Origin of the sequence: Stenotrophomonas sp. (assembly GCF_032061965.1) — a bacterium.
Lineage (GTDB): Bacteria > Pseudomonadota > Gammaproteobacteria > Xanthomonadales > Xanthomonadaceae > Stenotrophomonas.
Genome location: NZ_DAMBEF010000045.1, coordinates 1 through 24,783, shown reverse-complemented (window position 1 = coordinate 24,783; position 24,783 = coordinate 1). Strand labels below are relative to the sequence as shown.

The following is a 24,783-nucleotide window of genomic DNA, read 5'->3' as shown; positions in this document are numbered from 1 at the left end:
TGGCCACGCCGGCGATGTTGCCGATACCCATGCGCCCGGCCATCGACATGGCCAGCGCCTGGAACGAGGACACGCCGGCCTCGGATTTTTCACCGCGCACGGTCAGCCGGCACATCTCGGCGAAGCCGCGGATCTGCATGAAGCGGGTTCGCAGGCTGAACCACAGGCCGGCGCCAAGACACATGAAGATGAGCGCGTCGCTCCAGATGATGCCGTTTACGTATTCGACGATGGATTCCACGTAATTCCCCGGAAAGCTGAAAGGTAGCCAAAGCCCGGAATCCCGGGGCTGGCCGATTTTTCCACGATTAGGCCCGGTTGTGCAGGGCCATCACGCCGATGGCGGCAAAGTCCTAAGCCGCGCGAAGCAGCGCATGTCATGCAGCAACCCATCCTTGAATACGGACTGTCGCTCCGTGCCTTCTTCACTGAATCCGTTCTTCAACAGTACCCGTGCCGAGGCCGGATTGCTGGCCATGACCTGCGCCGACAGCCTGGCCAGGCCCAGTTCGGCCATCACCCAGGGCGCGTACGCAGCGACCACGGCGGTCATGATGCCCTGCCCCCAGTAGCGCTGCCCGAGCCAGTAACCGAGCGCCGCCGAGTAGCGGCGCTCGTTGCGGCCCGGCTGCACGCCAATGCCACCGCAGGCCCTGCCATCGATCAGCAAGGCGAACACCGGCTCGCTCAGATCGATGATTTCGCCAGCCAGAAAGGCCTCGGCATCGGCCCGCGTATAGGGGTAGGGAAAGCGGGTACTCAGCCCTCTCGATACTGCGGCGTCATCGGCATGCTCGAGCAGCGCCTCCACATCGTCCCGTTGCCAGGGACGCAGTTGGACGCGGCCGCCGAGCAGGGCCTCACGCATGGCCACCCACCGACGGTGTTTCGGCTTCCAGACGGGTCAGCTCGTTGGCCACGGTTTCCGGCGACTTGGTATACGGCGCCAGCAGTGCATAGAACGCCGGCACCACGAACAGTGACAGGAAGGTGGATACGCTGACGCCGAAGATCACCACGATGCCGATCGTCGCGCGGCTGGCCGAACCGGGGCCGCCAGCCACGACCAGCGGAATCGCGCCGACCACGGTGGCGATCGAGGTCATCAGGATCGGGCGCAGGCGCACCATCGACGACTCGACGATGGCTTGATGCACGCTGCGGCCTTCATCGCGCAGCTGGTTGGCAAACTCGACGATCAGGATGCCGTTCTTGGCCGCCAGGCCCACCAGCATGACGATGCCGATCTGGCTGAACAGGTTGAGCGTGCCGCCGCTTAGGTACAGGCCCACGAATGCGCCCAGTACACCCAGTGGCACGGTCAGCATGATCACCAGCGGATGGATGAAACTCTCGAACTGCGCGGCCAACACCAGGTAGACCACCAACAAGGCCATGGCGAAGGTCAGCAACACCGCGCCACCGGCGCTCTGGTATTCGCGCGATTCCCCCTTCCAATCGATCTGCGCGTATTCGGGCAGTTCCTCGGCGGCAACCTGCTGTGCCCAGGCGATGGTTTCGCCCAGCGTGTGGCCGGGGGCAACATTGGCGCTGATGGTGATAGAACGCAGGCGGTTGAAGCGGTTCAGGCTGCCGGCCTCGGCCACTTCGCTCAGCGTGACCAGGTTGGACAGCGGCACCAGCTCGCCGGAGCGAGCGCGCACTTGGATCGCGGACAGGTCCGCCGGCGAAGCGCGGCCTTCGCGGCCGGCCTGCACCAGTACGTCGTATTCCTCACCGTTGTCGACAAAGGTGGTGACGCGGCGCGAGCCCATCATGGTTTCCAGCGCGCGCCCGATGTCGGTGACCGAGATGCCCAGGTCGGCCGCACGCTGGCGATCGATGTTGACCCGCATCTGCGGCCGGGTTTCCTTGTAGTCCGAGTCGGCACCGACCAAACCGGGATAGTCGGCCATGCGTTCCAGCAGGCGGTCACGCCATTGCGCGATCTCGGCATATTCCGGGCCGCCAAGCACGATCTGGAAGGGCTGGCCCATGCTGCGCACCAGGCCACCGCCAACCATGGTGCGCACGCGCACACCGCTGAGATCGTTCAGTTCCTTCTGCAGCTCATTGGCCACGTCCGTGGTCGCTTCGCTGCGATCACGCCATGGCTGCAGGAAGACGCTGATGCGACCGGTATGCATTTCCTCGCTGTTGCCCCAACCACCGGGCACGCGCGGGTTGGCACGGACGATGGGCTCTTCCGGACCGACGAAACGCGAAACGATCTTCTCTACCTGTTGCACCTGCTCGACGGTGTAGTCGAAGCCGGCGCCCTCCGGCCCGTCGATCATGATCTGGAACGAGCCACGGTCTTCGGCCGGTGCCAGTTCCGACGGAATCAACTTGAACAGGCCCCAACTTGCGGCGAGTGCAGCCAGCATCACCAGGCCGAACATCCAGCTGCGCTGCACGTGCCGGTCCAGCACCCGCCCGTAGGCGCCCGACAGACGCTCCAGCTGACGGTTGATGAAGCCATGCACCCGACCGGTCTTCTGCTCACTGTGCGGCTTGAGCAGCTTGGAGGCCATCATCGGCGTCAACGTCAGTGCCACGAACGCCGACAAGGCCACTGCCGCTGCCAACGCCACCGCCAGCTCACGGAACAGACGGCCGGTATTGCCCTCAAGGAAACCCACCGGCAGGAACACCGCCACCAATACCGCCGTGGTCGCGATGACCGCGAAAGCCACCTGTGCGGTACCTCGCCGGGCAGCCACCAGCGGCGGCTCTCCCAGGTCGATGCGGCGCTGCACGTTCTCCACCACCACGATGGCGTCATCCACCACCAGGCCGATACACAGCACCAGCGCCAGCAAGGTGAACAGGTTGATCGAGAAGCCAAACGCAAACAGTGCGATGAAGGCGGCGACCAGGCACACCGGTACCGTCACTGCGGGAATAAGGGCCGCGCGCAGGCTGCCCAGGAACAACCAGATCACCACCAGCACCAGGATCATGGCCTCGACCAGGGTCGCGTAAACGCGTTCCACGGCCGCTTCGATGAAGGTGGTGTTGTCGAAGGCGACGAAAATCTGCGTGCCCTGCGGCAGGGTCTGGGCGATGCGTTCGGCTTCGGCGCGGGTGTCGCGCGCTACGTCCAGGGCATTGGCGGTGGACGTCTTGACGATGCCCAGGCCGATGCCCGGCTCGCCGTTGCTGCGGTAATAGGCGCGGCGCTCGGACGATGCCAGCTCCACCTTGGCCACATCCCCCAGGCGCACCACGTAGCCGTCGCTGCCCTTGCCCAGCGGGATGCTGGCAAAGTCACCCGGCGCCACATAGCTGCGCTCCACGCGCAGGGTGAAGTCACGGTCGGCCGATTCGATGCGACCGGCCGGCAATTCCACGTTTTCGTTGCGCAGCGCGGTTTCCACTTCGCTCACGGTCAGACCGCGCGCGGCCAACTGGTCGCGGTCCAGCCACACCCGCATTGCATAGCGCTGGCGGCCGCCGATGCGTACCTGGGCAACGCCGTCGATGCTGGAGAAACGGTCCACCACGTAGCGGTCCGCGTAATCGCTCAGTTCCAACGTGTCCAGCGTCGAGGACGCCATGTTGAACCAGATGATCGGGTCGGCATCGCTTTCGACCTTGGCGATTTCCGGCGGTCGTGCTTCTTCCGGCATGCGGTCGGCCACCCGGCTGACCGCGTCGCGCACGTCATTGGCGGCAGCTTCGATATCGCGATTGGCAGTGAACTCGATGCTGACCGATGCACGACCGTTGGTGCTGCGTGCGTTGATGGTGTCGATGCCCTCGATGCCGGACAGCGCATCCTCCAGCACCTGGGTCACGCGGCTCTCGATCACCGCCGCGGAGGCGCCGGTGTAATCCACCGACACCGACACGATCGGCGGATCAATGGCAGGCAGCTCGCGCAGGGTCAGCCGGTTGAACGACATCACGCCCAGCACCACCAGCAGCAGGCTCATCACCACGGCCAGCACCGGCCGCTTGATCGAGAGATCTGACAGCTTCATTCGGCGCTGGCCTGTGCAGCCTTCGGCGCAGCCGCAGCTGCTGCAGCATCCTGGATGCGGATGCCCGGCCGCAGCTTGCCGGTGCCATCAACCACGATGCGCTCGCCCACCTTGAGGCCTTCAACTACCTCGACCACGCCGGCACGGCGGGTGCCGGTCTTGACGTCGGCCCGTTCCACGCTGTCGTCGGCCTTGACCCGGAACACATAGGAATCCCGGCCAACCTGGACCACGGCGATCTCAGGGATCACCAGCGCATCGCGCTCGGGCCGATACAGGCGAATGTCCAGCAACATGCCCGGCCGCAGCGCATGGTCGGCGTTGTCGAAATCAGCACGCACGGTGATCGCGCGGCTACCCGGGTCGACGCGGGCATCGATGGTGCTTACTTCGCCCTCGAAGGTACGGCCCGGATAGGCAATGCTGCTGCCGCTGACCTTGTCGCCGATCTGCAATGACGACAGCTGCGCTTCGGGCACCTGGAAATCGACATGCATGCGCGAGATGTCATCCAACGTCGCAATCGCCGTTGTCGGGGTGACCAGCGATCCCGGGCTGATCTGGCGGATACCCAATACGCCAGCGAATGGCGCGCGCACCTGCCGATCGACGATGTCGGCCCGCATCTGCTGCACGCGGGCCTCGGCGGCATCACGGATCGACTGCTGGGTATCCAGCGTTGAATGCGCCACCAACTGCTGGGCGGCCAGTTCACGTTGGCGCTTGTACAGGCGGTCGGCCTCGGAGAACGTTGCCTGGGCCTGGGCCAGTGCGGCTTGCTGGGCCTGCCCGCGTAAGGTGACCAAGGGAGCACCCGCAGCCACCTGCTGGCCGCTTTCGAAATGCACCTTGTCGATGATCTCGCTGACCTTGGCGGTGACGATGATCGATTCGCGTGCCTTGGCAGTGCCATTGGCCTGCAGGGTGTCGCTCCACGGCGAGGTTGCAACCACCTGGGTGGTGACCTGCACCGCACCTGCGGCCTGCCGCGGCGCCTCGGCGTCCTTGCGGTTGCATCCAGCCAGGGCCAGCGCCAGAACAGCGCCCGCGGCTGCGGTGACGGCAAAACGCCTCAACATACACAATCCCGTTTGATACACGACTGGGCAGTCTAGCGGTGTCAGGTGACGCCAGTATGTGCCGTTAGGGGGGGCAGGCCTTCACGCCAGGTGTAACGGTCGCCTGGCGGCGTAACGGCGGATCAACGCCCCCGAAGATCCTTTGCCCATCTGACGAAAAACTGCCGCCAGGTCACCCGGCACCGCAAGCCGCATCAGCGCCGGGCAGCACCGCGCGCCCGGAGCCCAGGCAGGTGATGCAGCGTGATGCGTGCCAGCAGACCCGGGTGTACTGCGCCTCCCCGGGCTGGCTCATCGCTGCTGACGCGCGGCTTGCTCCCAGCCTGGCGCAAGCCGTGAACGCGGATGCTGGACATTCCTGTTTCCGGGCCCGAAGCATCAAGCCGGTTTGGCCATCCCCTGCAGCGCGGACAAGGAACGGAAGATGCTCTCTCCCAGCTCTGTCCTTGCCAGCGAAGGGGGCGAACGCCCCCGCTGTCAACGAGCGTCCACCACCCGCAGCACCTGCTCGACCATCTCCGCCACCGGGTCACGATCGGCATGCAGGTGCAGCTCAGGGGTTTCCGGGGCTTCGTAGGGCGAATCGATACCGGTGAAATTCGGAATCTGCCCGGCACGTGCCTTGCGGTACAAGCCCTTCACGTCGCGCGCCTCGGCCACGTCCAGCGGCACATCGACGAACACTTCGATGAATTCGCCATCCTCGAAGCGCTCGCGCGCCATCTGTCGTTCGGCCCGGAACGGCGAAATGAAACTGACCAGCACCACCAGGCCCGCGTCCACCATCAAGCGGGCCACCTCGGCCACCCGGCGGATGTTCTCCACGCGGTCCTCATCGGTGAAGCCCAGGTCGCGGTTCAAGCCATGGCGGACGTTGTCGCCATCCAGCAGGAAGGTATGTACGCCCTGCGCATGCAGGCGCTTTTCAACCTGATTGGCCACCGTGGACTTGCCCGCACCCGACAGACCCGTGAACCACAGCACCTTGGGCTGCTGGCCCTTGATCCGCGCCCGCGCCGCCTTGTCCACGTCCATATGCTGCCAATGCACGTTGCCAGCACGGCGCAGGGCAAAGTCCAGCGTGCCCGCGGCGACGGTGGCATTTGTCTGGCGGTCGATCAGGATGAAACCACCCAGGGCCCGGTTCTGCGCATAGGGGGCAAACGCCACCGGCTCATCGAGCGACAGGTTGCAATAGCCAACCTCGTTCAGTTCCAGGCGCTTTGCCGCCAGACGCTCCTGCGTGTTCACATCAACGCGGTGCTTGATCTCGGTGATGTTGGCGGCAACGGTGCGGCTGCCGATCTGCAACCAGTAAGGACGGCCCGGCAACAGTGCCGCGTCGTCCATCCACAGCACGTGGGCGGCGAACTGGTCAGCGACCTCCGGCGGATCACCTGCCGCGGCAATGACGTCGCCGCGACTGACATCCACTTCATCGTCCAGGGTCAGGGTGACCGCTTGGCCGGTGGAGGCGACGTCCACCGGACCATCCGGGCCCAGCACCTGCTTGACCGTCGACCGGCGCGAAGAAGGCAGCACCACCACCGCATCGCCCGCACGCACCTGACCAGCGGCAATCGTGCCGGCAAAGCCGCGGAAATCCTGGTTGGGCCGGTTCACCCACTGCACCGGCAGGCGCAGCCCGCTGGCGGCGTCATGCGCACTCAGCTGCACGGTATCCAGATGCTCGATCAGGCTGGGCCCGTTGTACCAGGGCATCAGCGCCGAACGCGTGGACAAATTCTGGCCCTCCAGCGCCGACAGCGGGATGGCCTGCACGTTGGCGATGCCCAGTTGCGCAGCCAAAGCCTGGTAGTCGGCAACGATCTGCTCGAACACCGCCTGGTCATATCCCACCAGGTCCATCTTGTTGACCGCCAGTACCACCTGGCCAATGCCCAGCAACGAAATGATGTAGCTGTGGCGATGGGTCTGGGTCAGCAGGCCTTTGCGGGCGTCGACCAGCACCACCGCCAGATCGGCCGTGGAGGCGCCGGTTGCCATGTTGCGGGTGTACTGCTCATGGCCGGGGCAGTCGGCGACGATGTATTTGCGGCGGTCGGTATCGAAATAGCGGTACGCGACGTCGATGGTGATGCCCTGCTCACGCTCGGCAGCCAGGCCGTCCAGCAGCAACGCATAGTCGATGCCCTCGCCCTGGGTGCCGTGGCGGCGGCTGTCTGCCTCCAGCGCACTGAGCTGGTCATCGAACAGGCGTTTACTTTCATACAGCAGGCGCCCGATCAGGGTGCTCTTGCCATCATCCACGCTGCCACAGGTGATGAAACGCAGCAGCGGCTTGGTTTCGTGGTTCTTGAGGTAGGCGGCGATGTCGGTGGTGGAGCCGGCATTGGTGACTGGGGATTGGGGATTCGAGCGCCCCAGCCCCGATTCGCCTACCCCGCTACCTGCGTTTGATTCTGCGTTCGCCACAGCCTTGGCCTCTGTATTTCCCAATCCCGAATCACCAATCCCTGATCCCTGCCCCATCAGAAATACCCCTCCAACTTCTTCTTCTCCATGGAAGCGGACTGGTCGTGGTCGATCAGCCGCCCCTGGCGCTCGGAGCTGGTGGATACCAGCATCTCGGCGATGATCTTCTCCAGGGTGTCTGCTTCGGATTCGATCGCGCCGGTCAGCGGATAGCAGCCCAACGTGCGGAACCGCACCTTGCGCAGCTGCGGCACTTCGCCCGGCTGCAGCGGCAGGCGCTCATCGTCGACCATGATCAGGCTGCCATCGCGCTCGACGACGGGTCTTTCGGCGGCCAGATACAGCGGCACCACCGGGATCTTCTCGCGGTAGATGTACAGCCAGATATCCAGTTCGGTCCAGTTGGACAAGGGGAAGACGCGCACGCTTTCGCCCTGGTGGATACGGGCGTTGTACAGGTTCCACAGCTCCGGCCGCTGGTTCTTCGGGTCCCAACGGTGGCGGTCATTGCGGAAGGAGAACACACGCTCCTTGGCCCGCGACTTTTCCTCGTCGCGGCGCGCGCCGCCGATGGCAGCGTCGAACTTCCACTTGTCCAGCGCCTGCTTCAGGCCCTGGGTCTTCATCACGTCGGTGTGGACGCTGGGGCCATGGCTGATGGGGCCGATGTCGCGGGCGATGCCATCGGGGTTGATATGCACCCGCAGCTCGGTGCCGGTCTCGGCCACCCGGCGGTCGCGGAAGGCGATCATCTCGCGAAACTTCCAGCGCGTGTCCACGTGCAGCAGCGGGATCGGTGGCACCCCGGGGGCGAAGGCCTTCATCAACAGGTGCAGCAGTACCGAGCTGTCCTTGCCAACCGAGTACAGCAATACCGGGTTGTCGAAGGCAGCAGCGACTTCGCGCAGGATGTGGATGCTCTCGGCTTCCAGCCGATCGAGGTGGGACAGGTTGGTATCAGTCATCAGCTAGGTCGCAGAGGCCAGGCCCGGTCTGGGCCACACAGTACCCGGTATGGGTCGGCATTGGATGGCAAGTGTGGCGGGGCGCTGGCACCGGGCGAAATAAACCCAGGGCATGAAGCGATAACCGCTTGTCCTTTCCGCTGGCATCGGGCCGTACCTAGGATCAGTCAACCCCAACCAGACCGGACCGGAAATGACTGCCGCCGCCACCGTGCCACCCAGCCCCTTGCCTGATGACCGCAAGGCCCTGCTGACACGCCTGGTAGACGGCCTGGATGGAAACAGCCTGTGGTGGCTGTCCGGCTTCGCCGCCGGGTTGGCGCAGGGTAGCCCTCCCCCCTCCCTTGCCGTCATCCCCGGCGGCCAGGCCGCCCAGCAGCCGGCACAGGACCGCCTGACCGTGATCTACGGCAGCCAGACCGGCAATGCCCGCCGCGCGGCCGAACAGCTGGTAGCCGAGGCCGAAGCAGCCGGACTGCCGGTGCGGCTGTTGCGCGCGGACGCCTACGCGACGCGCGAGCTGGCCAACGAGCGGCTGCTGTACATCGTTATCAGCACCCAGGGCGAAGGCGACCCGCCGGATGACGCCATCGGCCTGGTCGAGTTCATTGCAGGCAAGCGCGCCCCCAAACTGCCCCAGCTGAAGTACGCCGTACTCGGCCTGGGCGACTCCAGCTACGTTGAGTTCTGCGGCATCGCCCGCAAGCTGGACAGCCGTCTGGCCGAGCTGGGCGCCACCCGCCTGCAGGCCGTGGGCGAGGCCGACCTGGACATCGACAGCGTGGTCGATCCGTGGCGGGCGCAGGCCGTGCGCGATGCCCGCGCCAACATCACCGACACCGCCGCCCCGGCCATCAGCAATGTCACCCCGCTGCGACATGCCGCCGTCTACAGCGCCCAGCACCCATTCAGCGCCGAGCTGCTGTCGCGGCAGGTGATCAGCGGGCGCGATTTCAAGGGCCCGGCTTATACCGTGTATGGCACGGCCGCCAAGGCTGTCCATCATCTGGAGCTGTCTTTGGAAGGCAGCAACCTGCACTACGAACCCGGTGATGCGCTGGGCATCCTCCACCGCAACCCGGCCGAGCTGGTCGAAGCGGTGCTGGACGTCACCGGCCTGGATGGCAGCCACCAGGTTGACCACGATGGTCACAGTCGACCGCTGTCGCAGTGGCTGGGGGAACACCGCGAGCTCACCCGCATCTCACGCCCCTTGCTGGCCGCCGTGGCCGAACGCAGCGCCCACCCGGAGTTGGCCACCTTGCTGGAGCCGGCGCAGAAGACGGCACTGGCCCAGGTATTCGAGGACCATCAACTGGTCGACGTACTGCGCCGCTGGCCGGCCGAATGGAGCGCCGACGCCCTGCTCGGCACCCTGCGCCCCGCGGCACAGCGGCTGTACTCGATCGCATCCAGCCGCAAGCGCGTCGGCGAGGAAGTGCACCTGACCGTAGACGAACTGCGCTACCACGCCCATGGCAGCGAACACCTTGGCGCTGCAAGCAGCTTCCTTGCTGCCTTGGAAGAAGGCGCACAGGTGCCGGTGTATGTGGAAGCCAATGAACGCTTCCGGATACCGGCAGACAGCAGCCGCGACATCATCATGATCGGGCCGGGTACCGGCGTCGCCCCGTTCCGCGGTTTCGTGCAGGAACGCGCCGAGATCGGTGCCACTGGCCGCAACTGGCTGTTCTTCGGCGCACGCCATTTCAATACCGATTTCCTGTACCAGACCGAGTGGCAGGATGCGTTGCGACGCAAGGAGCTGGATCGACTGGACCTGGCGTTCTCGCGTGATCAAGCCGACAAGGTCTATGTCCAGCAGCGCCTGCGCACCCGTGGCCGCGACCTGTACGACTGGCTGCAGAACGGCGCGCACCTGTACGTGTGCGGCGCCATTGCGATGGGCAAGGACGTACATGCAGCGCTGCTGGATGTACTGCGCGAACACGGTGGGCTGGATGAAGACGATGCCCGCGACTATCTGACACGACTGCACACGGAGGGGCGCTATGGACGGGATGTGTACTGAGGCTTGAACGCTGGGATCTGATCCAGCACCGGCTTCGCGGCTCACCCCGCTCCTACGACTTCCCATTCCAGATAGCGAACGCAATGAGCACCCACTCCGTTGAAAACATCAAGGCCGACAGCAACCGCCTGCGCGGCTCCCTGCTGGAAAGCCTGGCCGACCCCGTCACCGGCGCCCTGCGCGAAGACGACCAGACCCTGATCAAGTACCACGGCAGCTACCAGCAGGACGACCGCGACGTGCGCGACGAGCGCCGCCGGCAAAAGCTCGAACCGGCCTACCAGTTCATGATCCGCACCCGCACCCCCGGCGGCGTGATCAGCCCGGAGCAATGGCTCAAGCTCGATGCCATCGCCACCCGCTTCGGCAACCATTCGCTGCGCATCACCACCCGCCAGGCCTTCCAGTTCCATGGCGTGATCAAGCGCGAACTGAAGGCAACGATGCAGGCCATCAACGCCGCGCTGATCGACACCCTGGCCGCCTGCGGCGACGTCAACCGCAACGTGCTGGTCGCCGCCAACCCGCTGCTGTCCAGCGCGCACGCCACGCTCTACGCCGATGCGGCACGCACCTCCGAGCATCTGCTGCCCAATACCCGCGCCTACTATGAAATCTGGCTGGATGAAGAGCGCGTGGCCGGCAGCGGTGCCGAAGAAGAGCCGATTTACGGCGAGCGTTACCTGCCGCGCAAGTTCAAGATCGGCTTTGCCTTGCCGCCGCTCAATGACGTGGACGTCTACGCCAATGACCTGGGCTTCATCGGTGTACTTGATGATGCCGGTGAACTGCTCGGCTACGACGTCACCCTTGGTGGCGGCATGGGCGCCACCCACGGCGATGCCGAAACCTACCCGCGCATTGCCAACAATGTCGGCTTCATCGCGCGCGACGCGCTGCTGGATGTGGCCACCGCGGTGGTCACCACCCAGCGCGACCTGGGCAACCGCGAGCTGCGCAAGCGCGCCCGCTTCAAGTACACCATCGACGACCATGGTCTGGACACCGTGGTTGCCGAGATCGAACGCCGCGCCGGCGTCCGCTTCGCGCCAGCGCGCGCGGCTGCCTTTGCCCACAACGGCGACCGCTACGGCTGGGTCGAGGGCGACGATGGCCGCTGGCACCTGACCCTGTCGCTGCAGGCCGGCCGCATCGCCGACCTGCCCGGCGCACCGCACCTCACCGCCCTGCGCGAGATCGCCCGCATCCACGAGGGCGAGTTCCGCATGACCGGCAACCAGAACCTGGTGGTAGCCGGTGTCGCCACCGAGCAACGGACAAGGATCGATGCGATCGTGCGCAGCGCCGGCCTGGACACCGGCAACCAGGCGCCCACCGCGCTCGCACGCGCGGCGATGGCCTGCGTGGCGCTGCCGACCTGCGGCCTGGCCATGGCCGAAGCCGAGCGCTACCTGCCCGAGTTCAGCGCCAAGCTGCAGCCGCTGCTGGAACAGCATGGCCTGGCCGAGGCGCCGATCCTGCTGCGCATCTCCGGCTGCCCCAACGGCTGCTCGCGCCCGTACCTGGGCGAGATCGCCCTGGTCGGCAAGGCGCCGGGCCGTTACAACCTGATGCTCGGTGCCGACCATCGCGGCCAGCGCCTGAACACCTTGTACCGGGAAAACATCGCCGAGCCGGACATCCTCGGCGCACTGGAGCCGTTGTTTGCGCGGTACGCCGGCGAGCGCGAAGCCGAAGAAGGTTTCGGCGACTTCCTGCATCGCGCCGGCATCGTCACCCTTCCCCCCTACCCGACCCATCGCCAGATTTCCGTGGAACTGCACGCATGAGCGCCCTGCCCAAATCCTCAACCAACACGCCGGCCAACCTGCCCGACGACCTGGGCCCGCTCAACACCGCGCTGGAAGCCATGGACGCACAGCAGCGCGTGGCGTGGGCACTGGAACATGCCCCGGCATCGCACGTGCTGTCCTCCAGCTTTGGCGCGCAATCAGCGGTCACCCTGCACCTGCTCAGCAGCCAACTTCCGGACGTCCCGGTCATCCTGATCGATACCGGCTATCTGTTCCCGGAAACCTATCGCTTTGCCGACGAGCTGGTCGACCGCCTCAAGCTCAACCTGAAGGTCTACCGCCCGCAGGTCAGCCGCGCATGGATGGAAGCCCGCCATGGCCGCCTCTGGGAACAGGGCGTGGTTGGCATCGAGCAGTACAACAACCTGCGCAAGGTCGAGCCGATGAAGCGCGCCCTCGACGATCTGCAGGTCGGCACCTGGTTCACCGGCCTGCGCCGCGGCCAGTCCGCCAGCCGCGCCAATACCCCGATCCTGCAACGCCGCGGTGAGCGCTACAAAGTGAATCCGATCGCCGACTGGAACGACCGCGATGTGTGGAACTACCTGCAGCAGCACCAGCTGCCGTACCACCCGCTGTGGGAGCAAGGTTACGTGTCGATCGGCGATTTCCACACCACCCGTCGCTGGGAGCCTGGCATGCGCGAAGAAGACACCCGCTTCTTCGGCCTGAAGCGCGAATGCGGCTTGCACGAAGAAATCTGATGCCCGTCCGGCAGGAGCGGCGCAGGCTGCGAAGCTGATGGCAAGCCAGAGGCCAACAAGACCACAGCCTTCGCCAACCTTCCCTTCGCTTTGCGACAGGGAAGGAAATATCGGCACGATGCGGGAAGTCATGCCTACCGGCTGCGTTGACGGGAAGACCCTTGCCGAGCATGGCTCGGCACTACGGGGGCATTGTTGGTGGAGCCACTGCCGAGCATGGCTCGGCGCTACGGGTTCTGCTGCCCCCAGAAAGCCAACAACTCCTGCAAGGCGGGTGAAGCGCCGGCCTGCTCCAGCTCGTCCTGCAGGAACTCCGCTTCACGCTGCCATTGCTGGGTACTGAGCTGCTGCAGCACGCTGCCTTCCGTGTGGCTGCAGCCCATGTGCCATTGGCTGAAATGCAGGGTCTGCACTACATCGTTGTGCAACTCGCGCAGGTCCACATGCATGTGGGAGTTGCGGATGCGTTCGTAGGCCCGCGCCACACCTTCTTCCGGCCCTTCGAAATACTGGAAAAAACGCTGCCCATCGAACAGCAGTACACCGGTCACGCCTGCCACCTGATTGTGCGCGCGCGCATCCACCAGAAGGTGGTCCAGATCAGCGGTACTCAGGCCCGCCACTGCCGTGCTCACATAGGCGACTGCTCGCAGACTCATACCACTCCCTGCATCTATTGGCTCAGCGGCCAGCATGACATGCCGCCACCCGTTTGGGGTGGCGGCATGCGCTTGCTCAATACCGGTAATCCAGCTTCAGCCAGACATTGCGGCCAGGCTCGTTGATCCGTACAGGATCGGCCGGGAAGCCAAAATCTGCGCTGCCGGCCAGATTCAGGTGCTCGGCATATGCACGGTCGAACACGTTGTCCACGCCAACACTGGCGCGCAAGGCATCACTGAAGCGGTAGGCACCGTTGAGCGACAGGGTTGCAAAGCCGGACGTGGGGCCGAGGTCACGCGCCACCACATTGCCTTCGTCCTGCGCCACCCGGTGCTGATGGGTGGCTGCACGCAGCAAGGCGCCAACCGACCACCGTTCGTGCTCATAAGCCGCGCTGAAACGCGCTTCCAACGGCGGAATCTGCGGCATCGGTCGATGCTCGCTGCGGTTCTCGCCCCAGGCATAGGCCAGCGTACTGCCGAGCTTCCAACCATGCAGCGGCCGCCATTCCAGACCCGCCTCGGCGCCGGCGATGCGCGCATCCACGTTGCGGGCCTGGGTAGTGCTGCCCATCATCCCGCCGCTGCGGTAGTGGAACAGGATGTAATCCTGCACCCGGCCGGCATAGGCAGAGACCCAGGCATCGAGCGAACTGCTGCGGAACTGCAATCCCAGGTCGAGCTGGGTCGTCTTTTCCGGCTGCACACCCGCGAATGCGTTGACGCTGCCCTGCGGGCCCGCGTTGGCGGAAAACAATTCCCAGTAGTCGGGCATGCGCTCGCTGTGCCCCACGCCTGCATACCAGCTCCAGGCCTGGCCATGATCACGCTCGTAACGCAGGAAGCCGCTGCCCAGGTCCTGTGTGCGCTCCTGCCCGGCGGTGGGATTGGGCATGTTCATCATGCCGGTGCTCGTGCGCCTGTCCTTGACCTGCGCCCGGTCAAGTCGCAGACCGCCGACCCAGCGCGCGGGCTTACCTTCGCCCAGGGTCAGTTCGCTGAATATGCCCTGGCTGCTGAAGTCCGCATCGCGCTGCCACGCCGCCTGCCGCCAGGTGCCACGGCCCATGCCGTTACGGCTGCGGTGACGACTGTCCTGCGCATCGATGCCGGCAACGATGGCCACGTCCTGCCAGCGCCACTCGCTGCTGAAACGCCCACCCGTCGTGCGGCGCTCGACATTGGAAGCCATCGGCATCGGCATGCTGCTGTCCGGATTGGGTGTGCGCAGCGTGTAGTTGTCCATCAGATGATCGGCATTGTTGTAGTACAGGTTGGCCTGCACCCTGTCCCACGCGCCCGGCAGGTTGTCGCGTTCAAAGCGAAGACCGTAGCTGTCGCGCTTGAAGGCCGCACCATCCATGCCTCGCCCCGCATAGCGGGCAATGGCGTCGCCGGTACCGGCGCTGAGCTCAAGCACGGTATCGGCATCCGGGGTCCAGCCGATCGCGGCATCGGCATTCCATTTGCGCCAGCGCGAGGGCACCACGTCACCGTTGCCGTCCTTGTAATCATCGGCTTCGGAACGGTTGCCGTTGACCCGCACATAGCCGGGGCTGCTGCCGAAACTCGCATCCAGCACCTGGTCATTGCGATTGTTGGAACCGGCCAACGCGCTGGCCCGCAACTCCATGCCCGGCGTGCTGAAACGTGGGGTATCGCGCTCAAAGCGCACGGTCCCCGCCGAGGCACCGGCCCCCCAGCGTACGCTCTGCGGCCCCTTGATCACGGTCAGCCGGTCAAAGGTCTCCGGTGCGATATACGACAGCGGATTGTCCATGCGCGAGGGGCACGCACCAATCAGGTTGCCATCGTTGCTGAGGATGTTCAGGCGCGAACCGCCCATGCCACGCAGCACCGGATCGCCGTTGGTGCCGCCATTGCGGATGGCCGAAAAGCCCGGCACGGTCTTGAGGTAATCCGCGCCATCGCTGGCCGGCACAGGTTGTCTTGGCAGGCGTGGATCAGTGACCCACTGCAGCGGTGACGACGGCGCAGCCGCGGTCACCACCAAGGTGTCCAGGGTCTTGGCATCGTCCGGCTCAACGGCACCGGCAAGGGATGGAAACAGCGCCATGCAGACGCAGATGGACAGGCACGCCGGAACACCCGGCATACGGGAGGGGTTGTACATGCAGTTCTCCAATACGACACAGCCACGCCCTGCTTCAAAAGCAGCGCGCGGCACAAGGATGGGATGTCGGTATCAGCAGAACAGCGGCGGGCCGCGAGCAGGATGCGCCGGCCAGTGCAGGCTGGACGGCAGTTGGATGCAGCGAGGGGACGTGGGCACCAGCCGGTAAAGCAGGGGCGCCAGTACCAGCAACACCGCCAGCCACGGCAGCAATCGCGACGCCATGGTGCAGTAGTCGCAGGCTTCGCCATGGGCGGCGTGCGGATCGGGCGCGGACGGATGTGACTGGGTCGTATTCAGCAAGGCCGGGGCGGCGTGTTCATGTGACCCGTGCATGGCGTGCTGCGCGGCATGTGGATCGGCAGCCACCTTCCCCATCGGCGCCGCGGTCATGCCCGACATCTGCATGCTCATCTGCATCTGCCCGTGCTGCGCCTGCAACCAGCGACTGACCACCGGCGCGGCCGCCATCAACACGGCAGCCACCATGGCCAGCTGAAGCAGCAGCGATTGGAAGCGGGCCTTGCGCATGACCCTCGCATTCTAGCGGTGGCTACCGGCGGGGGCCGTCAACACGGGTGCGACCGTTTGCCGCAGCAATGACAAACATGTGCAGACCGCTCAGTTCAGCGCGATCAGGTGACTGGCCTTTATCTGCGCGTAGCACACCACGCAGACGATGCTCATGTCGTTGAAGGCATCAAACGTGTCGGTCAAACCAGCTTCGTGCTGGAACATGTCTTCGCAGCGATGACACCAGGCCTGAAGATCGTTCGGATCGTTGCTGTTCTCAACTACGCCCAGTCGTGGTGGTGGCTGCTGCAGCATATGTCCGCAGACAACCGCAGAGACCTGCCGCCCATGCAGATGGCATTCCACCATCAGCGGCTCGGTGCCATCGTTATCAGGGCGCTTCATGGCTTCCTCCCACGGATGCAGTTCGTGAGAATGCAGATCACCGCAGCATCAGGAAGTAGGTAATTGCCAGAGCGGGACGTAGTAGAACCACGAGGCGTGCCACTCGCTTCACTCCAGCGACGGGCTTTCAGTGCTGCTGCGCGAGGAATGCCGCCACCGCTTGTGCGGACTGCTGTGGACAGGCTTGCAGCAACAAATGCGGGCCTTCGATCTGCAGCAAGCTCGCCCTCCGGATGGCGGCAGTGATTTCCCTGCCGGCAGCAGGCCTGATCAGGCGATCACCGCGGGCGCGCAGATACAGCACCGGCAGCGTGATCCGCTGCAGCAAGGGGGACACATCCACTGCGAGCGTGAGCGCGGCACGGTGCCGCAATGTCGCCGATGGCACGTTGGACAATGCGCAGCGCAGGGCTGCGGTCACGTCAGGCGTTGCCCAGCGGCCCAACAACAGCCAGGACAGCAGATTCATCGGCACCCTGCGTGCCGACACTGGCGGCAGCCAGGCAGCAAACGGCGACAGCACAGGCACGGGCGCACGCGCGAAAGTGGTGCTCAATACCAGACCACGCATGTTGGGCGGTGGATCGGCTGCGATGGATATCGCGATCGGCCCGGAGAACGACTCACCCAGCAGAACGAACGGGACATCAACCGGCAAGGCTGCGCGGGCCAGCGCCTCCAACCCCTTGTAATCCAATGCCTGATCCCGCGGATAGCGCACCACCGTTACCGCGCCGGGTACATCCCCCAAGGCATCGATGAAAGGTGCATGCAGCGTGCCGGTGCCATCCAGGCCGGGCAGGATCACCAAGGCGGTCATGCTGCCCGCCTGTCTTAGACGGTGATGGTCTGGGTCAGTGATTCCCAGGTCGGCGGCGTTGGCCAGTCAGCGGCCTGGTTGCCATCCAGAACCCGACGCAGGTCGCGCTTGTCGATCTGCGGCGCCAGCACATGCACCAGCTCCAGGGCGTAATCGCGCAACACGCGGTCGCGTGGCAGGACCGCCCAGGCAATGCACTCCGGGATTGCCGCCGGTGCAGGCCACGCACGCAGGTCGGTGTCATAACTGTTGACGGCCATTTCCGCCAACAGACCAACGCCCAAACCTGTGCGCACATAGGTCTTGATCAAGTCGGCATCCAGCGCGGTCAGGGTCAGGTCCGGCTCCAGGTCCAATGCAGCAAACGCACGTCGCAGCGACGAACTGGTGCGGGTGGAGGACTCGTAGCTGATCAGCGGTTGGCTGGCCAGTGCGGCCATGTCCGGTACATTGCCGGGGCGGTCGAACGGATGTCCCTTGGGCACCAGCACCAGCCGCCGCCAGCGGTACAGCGGCACCGCGATCCCGGTCGAAGGTTCGCCGCCGGCGGTACTGATGATGGCGATGTCGGCATCGCCCTGGCTGAGCAGATCCAGCGCGTCGCTTTCAGCAGCTTGTTGCAGATGCACGCTGACCTGCGGGTAAGCGTGCTTGATGCGCGCCACCGCCGGTGGCAGCACGAAGCGTGCCTGCGTGTGGGTCGTAGTCAGGACCAGTTGGCCGTGGCTTTCGCGGCGCTGGTTGGCGGCATAGGTGCGGATGTTGTTCGCTTCGGCCAACACCGCACGCGCACGGCTGATCACTTCCTCGCCGGCCGGGGTCACCGACTCCAGGCTGCGCCCCTTGCGCACGAACAAGAGAAAGCCCAACTCATCCTCGAGCTGTTTGAGCTGTTTGGACAACCCCGGCTGGGTGGCATGCACCCGTGTCGCGGCGAGCGTGATGTTCAGCTCGGCATCGGCAATGGCAACGAGGTAACGCAGTTGGGTAAGGGTCATCGCAGTGGCTGGGTGAGAGCTTCGGTAAGGGACTGTGAAGAATGTAGGCCAAATCGAACGGCGAGCTTATAACCGAAAGTAATCTACGCCATTGGGCAAGTCATTTCCTGCCCCAGCGGCACGGCGTTACGTTCACGACCTCCTCATCTCGCTGACATTGCCACTTTGGACGCCCCTCTGTTTCCGCTGTTTGCCGACCTCAAGGGACGGGCCGTGCTGGTGGTGGGAGGAGGCTCGGTAGCCGAGCGCAAGACCGAGGCCCTGCTGCATGCCGGTGCCTTGCCCCGGGTAGGCGCGCCACAGCTCAGTCCTGGCCTGCAGGGCCTGGCCGACGCCGGCAAGGTGCAATGGCTGCAGGGCAGCTTTGATACGCGTTGGCTGGACGCCGATATCTGGCTGGTGATCGCCGCCACCGACGATGCCGCCATCAATCGTGACGTGGCCGCAGCCGCCGACGCAAGGCGCCTTTTCGCCAACGTGGTCGATGACGCGCAGCTGTCCGCCTTCCATGTACCCGCCATTGTCGAACGCGGCCCGCTGCAGATCGCCATTTCCAGTGGCGGCGGCGCGCCGATGGTCGCCCGCCATGTGCGCCGCCGCATCGAATCCCTGTTCGACCAGGCCTGGGGCCAACTGGCCGAACTGGTCAGCCGCAAGCGCGGACTGATCCGCGAGCAGCTACCCGACCTGGCCGCCCGCCGCCGATTCTTCGACCGTCTGGTCGAAGGCCCGGTACTGGACCTGTTGCGCCGTCACCAGAGCGTGGATGCGCAATGCCAACTGCTGCAGGACCTGGGCAGCGAAGCCGCCACGCCCAGTGGTTCGGTGGTGCTGGTGGGGGCAGGTTCCGGCGATCCCGGACTGCTCACCCTCAATGCCCTGCGGGCGCTCAACCAGGCCGACGTGATCCTGCACGATCGACTGGTCAGTGCCGAGGTGCTGCAACTGGCGCGTCGCGACGCCGACTACATCGAGGTAGGCAAGTCCGCGCAGGGCCACAGCACCGCGCAGGAGCACATCCATGCGCTGATGCTGGAACACGCCCGCGCCGGCAAGCGCGTGGTGCGCTTGAAGGGCGGCGATGCGTTCGTGTTTGGCCGCGGCGGCGAAGAACTTCAATTCCTGCGCGGCCATGGCGTGCCCTACGAAGTGGTACCCGGGATCACCGCCGCACTTGCATGTGCCGCCTACGCCGGCATTCCGCTGACTCACCGCGATCACGCGCAGCAGCTTCGCCTGGTCACCGCGCATTGCAAGGACTCGCTCGATACGCTGGACTGGACCACGCTGGCCCAGCCCCGCCAGACCCTGGTGTTCTACATGGGCGTGGCCGCGCTGGCACAGATCCGTACCCACCTGCTTGATGCCGGCCTGCCGGCCGCCACCCCGATTGCCTTGGTGGAAAATGGCTCGCGCAGCAACCAGCGGGTGGTCAGTAGCCAACTGCGCAACCTGCCAGAGGCCGCACGCCAGCATCAGGTGCAATCCCCTGCCCTGCTGATCGTCGGCGAGGTTGCCGCGCTGACCAACGAACTGCACTGGTTTGGCGACGCCCCGCTGCTGGCACCGGCAACCGTATCCTCACTTTCCGCAAAGACGTCCTCGCCGACACTGGCCGACGCCGCCTGACCACCTCCCCGGAGAATTCAATGGCTATCTACAACAGCATCCTGGACACCATCGGCAATACCCCGGTGGTCAAGCTCAACCGCCTGGCCCCGGCCGGCGTGGATATCTACGTCAAGGTGGAGTCGTTCAACCCGGCCGGCTCGGTCAAGGACCGCCTGGCCCTGGCCATCATTCTGGACGCCGAGAAAAAGGGCTTGATCAAGCCGGGCGACACCATCGTCGAAGCCACCTCCGGCAATACCGGCGTGGCCCTGGCCATGGTTGCGGCCGCACGCGGCTACAAGTTTGTCGCCACCATGGTGGAGACCTTCTCGGTGGAGCGCCGCAAGCTGATGCGCGCCTATGGCGCCAAGGTGATCCTGACCCCCGCCGCCGAGCGCGGTACCGGCATGGTGCGCAAGGCCAAGGAGCTGGCCGACCAGCACGGTTGGTTCCTGGCCAGCCAGTTCGCCAACCCGGCCAACCCCGCCTTCCACCGCCAGACCACCGCAGCGGAAATCCTGCGCGACTTCGCCGGCAAACGCCTGGACTATTTCGTCAGCGGCTGGGGCACCGGTGGCACCCTGACCGGCGTTGGCGAAGTGCTCAAGCTGGCGCGCCCGGACACCCGCATCATCGCCACCGAACCGGCCGGCGCCGCCCTGCTGGCCGGCAAGGAATTCACCCCGCACAAGATCCAGGGCTGGACCCCGGACTTCGTGCCGGAAGTGCTCAACCGCGAGGTCTACGACCAGTTGCTGTCCATCCAGGATGAGCGCGCAATTGAAACCTCGCGCCGCCTGGCGGCTGAAGAAGGCATCTTCGTCGGCATTTCCTCCGGCGCAACCGTCGCCACCGCACTGGACGTGGCCGCCAAGGCCGAAGCGGGCTCGGTGATCCTGGCCATGCTGCCGGACACCGGCGAGCGCTACTTCTCGACCCCGCTGTTCGCCGACGTCAACGATGGTTCGGACGACGACTGGCTGGCCGGCCTTCCGTAACCGCTGTTACTTAACCCGTCAGCAACGCGAAGGCCGCCTGTGCGGCCTTTGCGCGTTTCTGTACCCACAAATCGCGGCCAATGAGACGGCGAGCGCGCAGACTGGGCCCGTGCCCGGCATGGCGGCTGCCCTCACACTTTTCTCATTAACCGCAGTGGAAGATCACAGCCATGAACATTGAAGTTTGGCAGGGCGACATCACCGAACTGGCCGTTGACGTCATCGTCAATGCGGCCAATGAAACCCTGCTTGGCGGCGGCGGCGTGGACGGTGCCATCCATCGGGCCGCAGGCCCGGGTTTGCTGGCCGAGTGCCTGCAGTTCCCCGAACAGCGCCCGGGTGTGCGCTGCCCCACCGGCGAAGTGCGTGCCACCGGCGGCCATGCGCTGCCCGCCCGGCATGTGTTCCACACCGTCGGCCCGGTCTGGCGCGATGGCCGCCATGATGAAGCAGCGCTATTGGCCAATTGCTATTGGCAATCGCTGCGTCTGGCCGAGCAGATGGGCCTGGAATCGATTGCCTTCCCGGCCATCAGTTGTGGCGTGTACGGTTACCCGCTGCATGCGGCGGCGGTGATTGCCGCAACCGAGACCATGACCTGGCAGAAAAGCCATGCGCGGCCATCGCGCATCGTGCTGGTGGCCTACAACGCCGCTGCGTTCAAGATCTATCAGCAGGCTCTGGCAAGCGCCGGTCCTGCGCCCGAGCAGGCGGCACCGGTGCTGGCCTCATTTGCCGGCGGGTTTGCGGCTGCGCATTGAGGTTCTGGCTCTTCTGGCCGAGCAAAAATCAAAACCACCCTCCCCCCTTCGCTACGCGAACGGGAGGGAGTTGCAGCGGATACCCGAGATCGGCCCGGCGGCCTGCATGAACAGCCCCTTCCCTTTGCCGCAGGCAAGGGAAGGGTTGGAGAGGGATAGCGCTTCGCAACAAGCCCATCAGCCCAGCTCACCACCCACGCCATAAACCCAGGCATCAAAGAACGCCTGCAGCGAGCGGCCTGCCGCATGCTCCATCGCCTGCTGGAAATCGGCAGTCACCACCGACCGACCATCATTGGCCTGCGTGTACTCACGCAAGCCACGCCAGAACACCTCCTCGCCCAGCTCCCGCCGCAAGCGGTGCAGCACGTAGGCGCCCTTCTTGTAGACCACGGCGCGATCATCCGCGCTGGGCTTGATCCATTGCGGGTACACCAAGGGACGATCCGCGCCGTTGGTACGAAGCTCCTGCACACGCGTCTCCCAGCCCTGCACCATCGCCTGGTAAGCCGCCTCGCCCTGCGACTGCTGCAGCCAGGCGGCGGTCATGAAATTGGCGAAACCTTCATTCAGCCAGAAGTGCTCCCAACCGGCACAGGTCACGCGCACGCCCCACCATTGGTGCGCGGCTTCGTGGGCGATCAGGCCGGTCTGCGTGGGATCATCCAGCACCTCCTTGCCATAGGCTTCGGACATCACCGCCATGCCGGCCATTTCCTGACCAATGGTTTCGGCTACCAGCGCCTGCCGATAGTCGCCTTCGTAAGCCAGCCCGGCGCGCTCGGCGAAGAAGCCAAGCATGTCGCCGGTAGCTGCAAACAGCTGCCGCAATTCGACCTCGGAACGATCCATCGAGTAGTAATGCAGGTTGCCCTGCCGTGCATGGACATAAGGACCGGCCGCAAATCCGTAGACGAATGCCGGCGCCGGCTTGCGCAACTGCCAGCGGTGCTCGATACGGCCATCGTCGAGCTGCCGTGATGGCAAGGCGTCGCCCGCCGCCGTCGCTTTCAGGCGTGGCGGCAACCGCAGCGCCAAGGCCAGGGTTGCGCGTTCGTCAGGGGCATTCACCGAGGGCATCCACTGCGCGGTGGAAAAGATGGTGTAGACCTCCTCGCGTGCGGGCGCGAACTCCAGGCCGAATCGCGGCTTGCCGTGGTAGCGCACCTGCACTTCGCCCGCACGCACTGCGGTCGGCAGGTTGATATGCAGCACTGCATCACGCTGCACAAACGGCACCGGCTCGCCGTCCTGCTGCACGCTGTCGATCGTCAACGCACCGCTGTCCAACTGCAGTTCGCGGGCACCGGCAGTGACTGCGCTGAAGCGCACCAAGGTCTCGCCGTGCAGAGTACCGGCAGCGATATCCACGTCCACCGTGGTGGCGTAATGAAGGATGTCGAATGCACGCGACTGCGCTGCATTCGCTGGGTCTGACAGCAACAACGCCACTACCGCGCATGCACCGGCAACCGTGAACTTCTGCATCCTGCCGACCTTGGAGGGAAAGCCCGATTCTAGGCAAAACCACGCCGCTGCGTGCGCGCGGCCGGACGCGCGTTGTCAGCAAAAGTGCCGGCTGCAGGTGCCGCGTGGCGACGTGCCGGCCGCATCAGCAGCATCGCTGGCAGGTGCCATACCCTCACCCGCTGATCATCGAAGTCGGCGATAGCCCGCGTGTTCCAGGCGTCGGCAACAGGCGTTGGCGGATCCCAGCTCCGTCGCAGCAGCAAGGTTTGCCCAGCGGAGGCCGCCGCATCCGTGTCGGCACAGCCAACCGGCTTCCTGGCGATGAATCTTCGCGACTTATGCCGCTCCTGGCAGCAACAAAAAACGCCGGCGGTTGGCCGGCGTTCTGTTCAACTCACTTGGGGTGGCTTATCAGCCTTCCCACTTGCCCAGTGCAGCCTGGCCATTTTCCTTGGCACGCTCGAACACGGTCTTCTGTGCAGCGGCGTAGTTGCCCTTCATGTCCTTGGCCCACAGCTTCAGTGCGGCCTGCTGCATGGCGCGGCCGTAGGAGAAGCTCAGCGGCCACGGCAGGTTGCCCAGCTGGTTCATGGCGTTGAGGTGAGCGGTGGACTGCTCATCGCTCTGGCCACCGGACAGGAACACCACGCCCGGCAGGATCGCCGGCACGGTCGACTTCAGGCACATCACGGTGGACTCGGCCACTTCCTCGACATCCACCTGCTCGTCGCAGGTCTTGCCCGGGATGACCATCGAGGCCTTCAGGATGGTGCCTTCCAGCACCACGTTCTGCTGGTACAGCGCATCGAACAGCGAACGCAGGGTGGCTTCGGTGACTTCGTAGCAGGTCTCGATGTCGTGGTCGCCGTCCATGATCACTTCCGGCTCGACCATCGGCACCAGGCCGCATTCCTGGCACAGCGCCGCATAACGGGCCAGCGCATGGGCATTGGCTTCGATGCAGGTACCCGACGGCATGCTTTCGCCGATGTTGATAACTGCACGCCACTTGGCGAAACGCGCACCCAGCTTGTAGTACTCCTGCAGGCGCTCGCGCAGACCGTCCAGGCCTTCGGTCACCAGCTCACCGGGGCAGCCGGCCAGCGGGTGCGCACCCTTGTCGACCTTGATGCCCGGGATCATGCCGTTGTCGGCCATGTACTTGGCGAACGGCACGCCGTCCTTGGTCGACTGGCGGATGGTTTCGTCGTACAGGATCGCGCCCGAGATGTGCTCGTTGAGCTTCGGCGTGGTCAGCAGCAGCTCGCGGTAGGCACGACGGTTTTCTTCCGTGTTCTCGATGCCGACGCTTGCGAAGCGCTTGGCAATCGTGCCGGTGGATTCGTCGATGGCGATGATGCCCTTGCCCGGGGCGACCATGGCCTGGGCGGTTTC

General features: G+C 65.1%; 20 protein-coding genes. 6 read left to right on the top strand and 14 right to left on the bottom strand.

Features of this window, described 5'->3' with window-relative positions; genetic code table 11:
* The 6 genes from RT460_RS16990 to cysD all read right to left on the bottom strand — a co-directional run.
* A partial coding sequence (locus tag RT460_RS16990; protein WP_313320604.1) for an alanine:cation symporter family protein occupies positions 1 to 241 on the bottom strand: 241 nt, incomplete at its 3' end.
* Between the two features lie 90 nt (positions 242 to 331).
* Entirely contained in the window at positions 332 to 868 is a 537-nt protein-coding gene (locus tag RT460_RS16985; RefSeq protein ID WP_313320602.1) for a GNAT family N-acetyltransferase, read from the bottom strand.
* Entirely contained in the window at positions 861 to 3,938 is a 3,078-nt protein-coding gene (locus tag RT460_RS16980; RefSeq protein WP_313320606.1) for an efflux RND transporter permease subunit, read from the bottom strand. The genes RT460_RS16985 and RT460_RS16980 overlap by 8 nt, the downstream gene beginning before the upstream one ends.
* A 44-nt stretch (positions 3,939 to 3,982) precedes the next feature.
* Positions 3,983 to 5,065, bottom strand: coding sequence for an efflux RND transporter periplasmic adaptor subunit (locus tag RT460_RS16975; RefSeq protein ID WP_313320600.1), 1,083 nt, complete (start codon positions 5,063 to 5,065; stop codon positions 3,983 to 3,985).
* Positions 5,066 to 5,542: 477 nt separating this feature from the next.
* Positions 5,543 to 7,558 carry a sulfate adenylyltransferase subunit CysN gene (gene cysN, locus RT460_RS16970; protein ID WP_313320598.1) on the bottom strand — a complete coding sequence of 672 codons (2,016 nt, stop codon included), beginning with the start codon at positions 7,556 to 7,558 and terminating at the stop codon, positions 5,543 to 5,545.
* On the bottom strand, positions 7,558 to 8,466 hold the full coding sequence (cysD, locus tag RT460_RS16965; protein WP_313320596.1) for a sulfate adenylyltransferase subunit CysD: 909 nt from the start codon (positions 8,464 to 8,466) through the stop codon (positions 7,558 to 7,560). The genes cysN and cysD overlap by 1 nt, the downstream gene beginning before the upstream one ends.
* Positions 8,467 to 8,659: 193 nt before the next feature.
* On the opposite strand from cysD, the gene RT460_RS16960 reads away from it, so the two are divergent.
* From RT460_RS16960 to RT460_RS16950, 3 genes are all read left to right on the top strand, one after another.
* Positions 8,660 to 10,498, top strand: coding sequence for an assimilatory sulfite reductase (NADPH) flavoprotein subunit (locus tag RT460_RS16960; protein WP_313320594.1), 1,839 nt, complete (start codon positions 8,660 to 8,662; stop codon positions 10,496 to 10,498).
* A gap of 83 nt (positions 10,499 to 10,581) precedes the next feature.
* Positions 10,582 to 12,288: an assimilatory sulfite reductase (NADPH) hemoprotein subunit gene (cysI, locus tag RT460_RS16955; RefSeq protein WP_313320592.1), complete on the top strand. Its 1,707-nt coding sequence runs from the start codon at positions 10,582 to 10,584 to the stop codon at positions 12,286 to 12,288.
* On the top strand, positions 12,285 to 13,016 hold the full coding sequence (locus RT460_RS16950) for a phosphoadenylyl-sulfate reductase (protein ID WP_313320590.1): 732 nt from the start codon (positions 12,285 to 12,287) through the stop codon (positions 13,014 to 13,016). Before cysI ends, RT460_RS16950 begins: the two co-directional genes overlap by 4 nt.
* 227 nt (positions 13,017 to 13,243) lie before the next feature.
* Here the strand turns inward: RT460_RS16950 and RT460_RS16945 are convergent, their stop codons facing one another.
* From RT460_RS16945 to RT460_RS16920, 6 genes are all read right to left on the bottom strand, one after another.
* The gene (locus tag RT460_RS16945) at positions 13,244 to 13,675 is read right to left on the bottom strand and encodes a BLUF domain-containing protein (protein WP_313320588.1); all 432 of its coding nucleotides are present in this window, start codon (positions 13,673 to 13,675) and stop codon (positions 13,244 to 13,246) included.
* Between the two features lie 76 nt (positions 13,676 to 13,751).
* Positions 13,752 to 15,812, bottom strand: a complete 2,061-nt coding sequence (locus RT460_RS16940; RefSeq protein ID WP_313320586.1) for a TonB-dependent copper receptor — start codon at positions 15,810 to 15,812, stop codon at positions 13,752 to 13,754.
* A gap of 72 nt (positions 15,813 to 15,884) precedes the next feature.
* Positions 15,885 to 16,343 (bottom strand): hypothetical protein, encoded by a 459-nt coding sequence (locus RT460_RS16935; RefSeq protein WP_313320584.1) that lies wholly within the window; start codon positions 16,341 to 16,343, stop codon positions 15,885 to 15,887.
* Between the two features lie 90 nt (positions 16,344 to 16,433).
* The gene (locus RT460_RS16930) at positions 16,434 to 16,730 is read right to left on the bottom strand and encodes a hypothetical protein (RefSeq protein WP_313320582.1); all 297 of its coding nucleotides are present in this window, start codon (positions 16,728 to 16,730) and stop codon (positions 16,434 to 16,436) included.
* Positions 16,731 to 16,857: 127 nt separating this feature from the next.
* Positions 16,858 to 17,550: an alpha/beta hydrolase gene (locus tag RT460_RS16925; protein ID WP_313320580.1), complete on the bottom strand. Its 693-nt coding sequence runs from the start codon at positions 17,548 to 17,550 to the stop codon at positions 16,858 to 16,860.
* A gap of 14 nt (positions 17,551 to 17,564) precedes the next feature.
* Positions 17,565 to 18,548 (bottom strand): LysR family transcriptional regulator, encoded by a 984-nt coding sequence (locus RT460_RS16920; protein ID WP_313320578.1) that lies wholly within the window; start codon positions 18,546 to 18,548, stop codon positions 17,565 to 17,567.
* Positions 18,549 to 18,713: 165 nt separating this feature from the next.
* Between RT460_RS16920 and cysG the strand changes: the two genes are divergently transcribed.
* From cysG to RT460_RS16905, 3 genes are all read left to right on the top strand, one after another.
* Entirely contained in the window at positions 18,714 to 20,177 is a 1,464-nt protein-coding gene (gene cysG / locus RT460_RS16915; RefSeq protein ID WP_313320576.1) for a siroheme synthase CysG, read from the top strand.
* A gap of 20 nt (positions 20,178 to 20,197) precedes the next feature.
* Complete coding sequence (gene cysK, locus RT460_RS16910) at positions 20,198 to 21,157, top strand: cysteine synthase A (protein ID WP_313320574.1); 960 nt, start codon at positions 20,198 to 20,200, stop codon at positions 21,155 to 21,157.
* 170 nt (positions 21,158 to 21,327) lie between these two features.
* Positions 21,328 to 21,918: an O-acetyl-ADP-ribose deacetylase gene (locus tag RT460_RS16905; RefSeq protein WP_313320572.1), complete on the top strand. Its 591-nt coding sequence runs from the start codon at positions 21,328 to 21,330 to the stop codon at positions 21,916 to 21,918.
* A 177-nt stretch (positions 21,919 to 22,095) separates the two neighbouring features.
* Here the strand turns inward: RT460_RS16905 and RT460_RS16900 are convergent, their stop codons facing one another.
* Both RT460_RS16900 and RT460_RS16895 read right to left on the bottom strand, forming a co-directional pair.
* Entirely contained in the window at positions 22,096 to 23,406 is a 1,311-nt protein-coding gene (locus tag RT460_RS16900; RefSeq protein ID WP_313320570.1) for a M1 family metallopeptidase, read from the bottom strand.
* 393 nt (positions 23,407 to 23,799) lie between these two features.
* Positions 23,800 to 24,783: class I fructose-bisphosphate aldolase (locus RT460_RS16895; RefSeq protein ID WP_313320568.1), on the bottom strand; the 984-nt coding region annotated here is incomplete at its 5' end.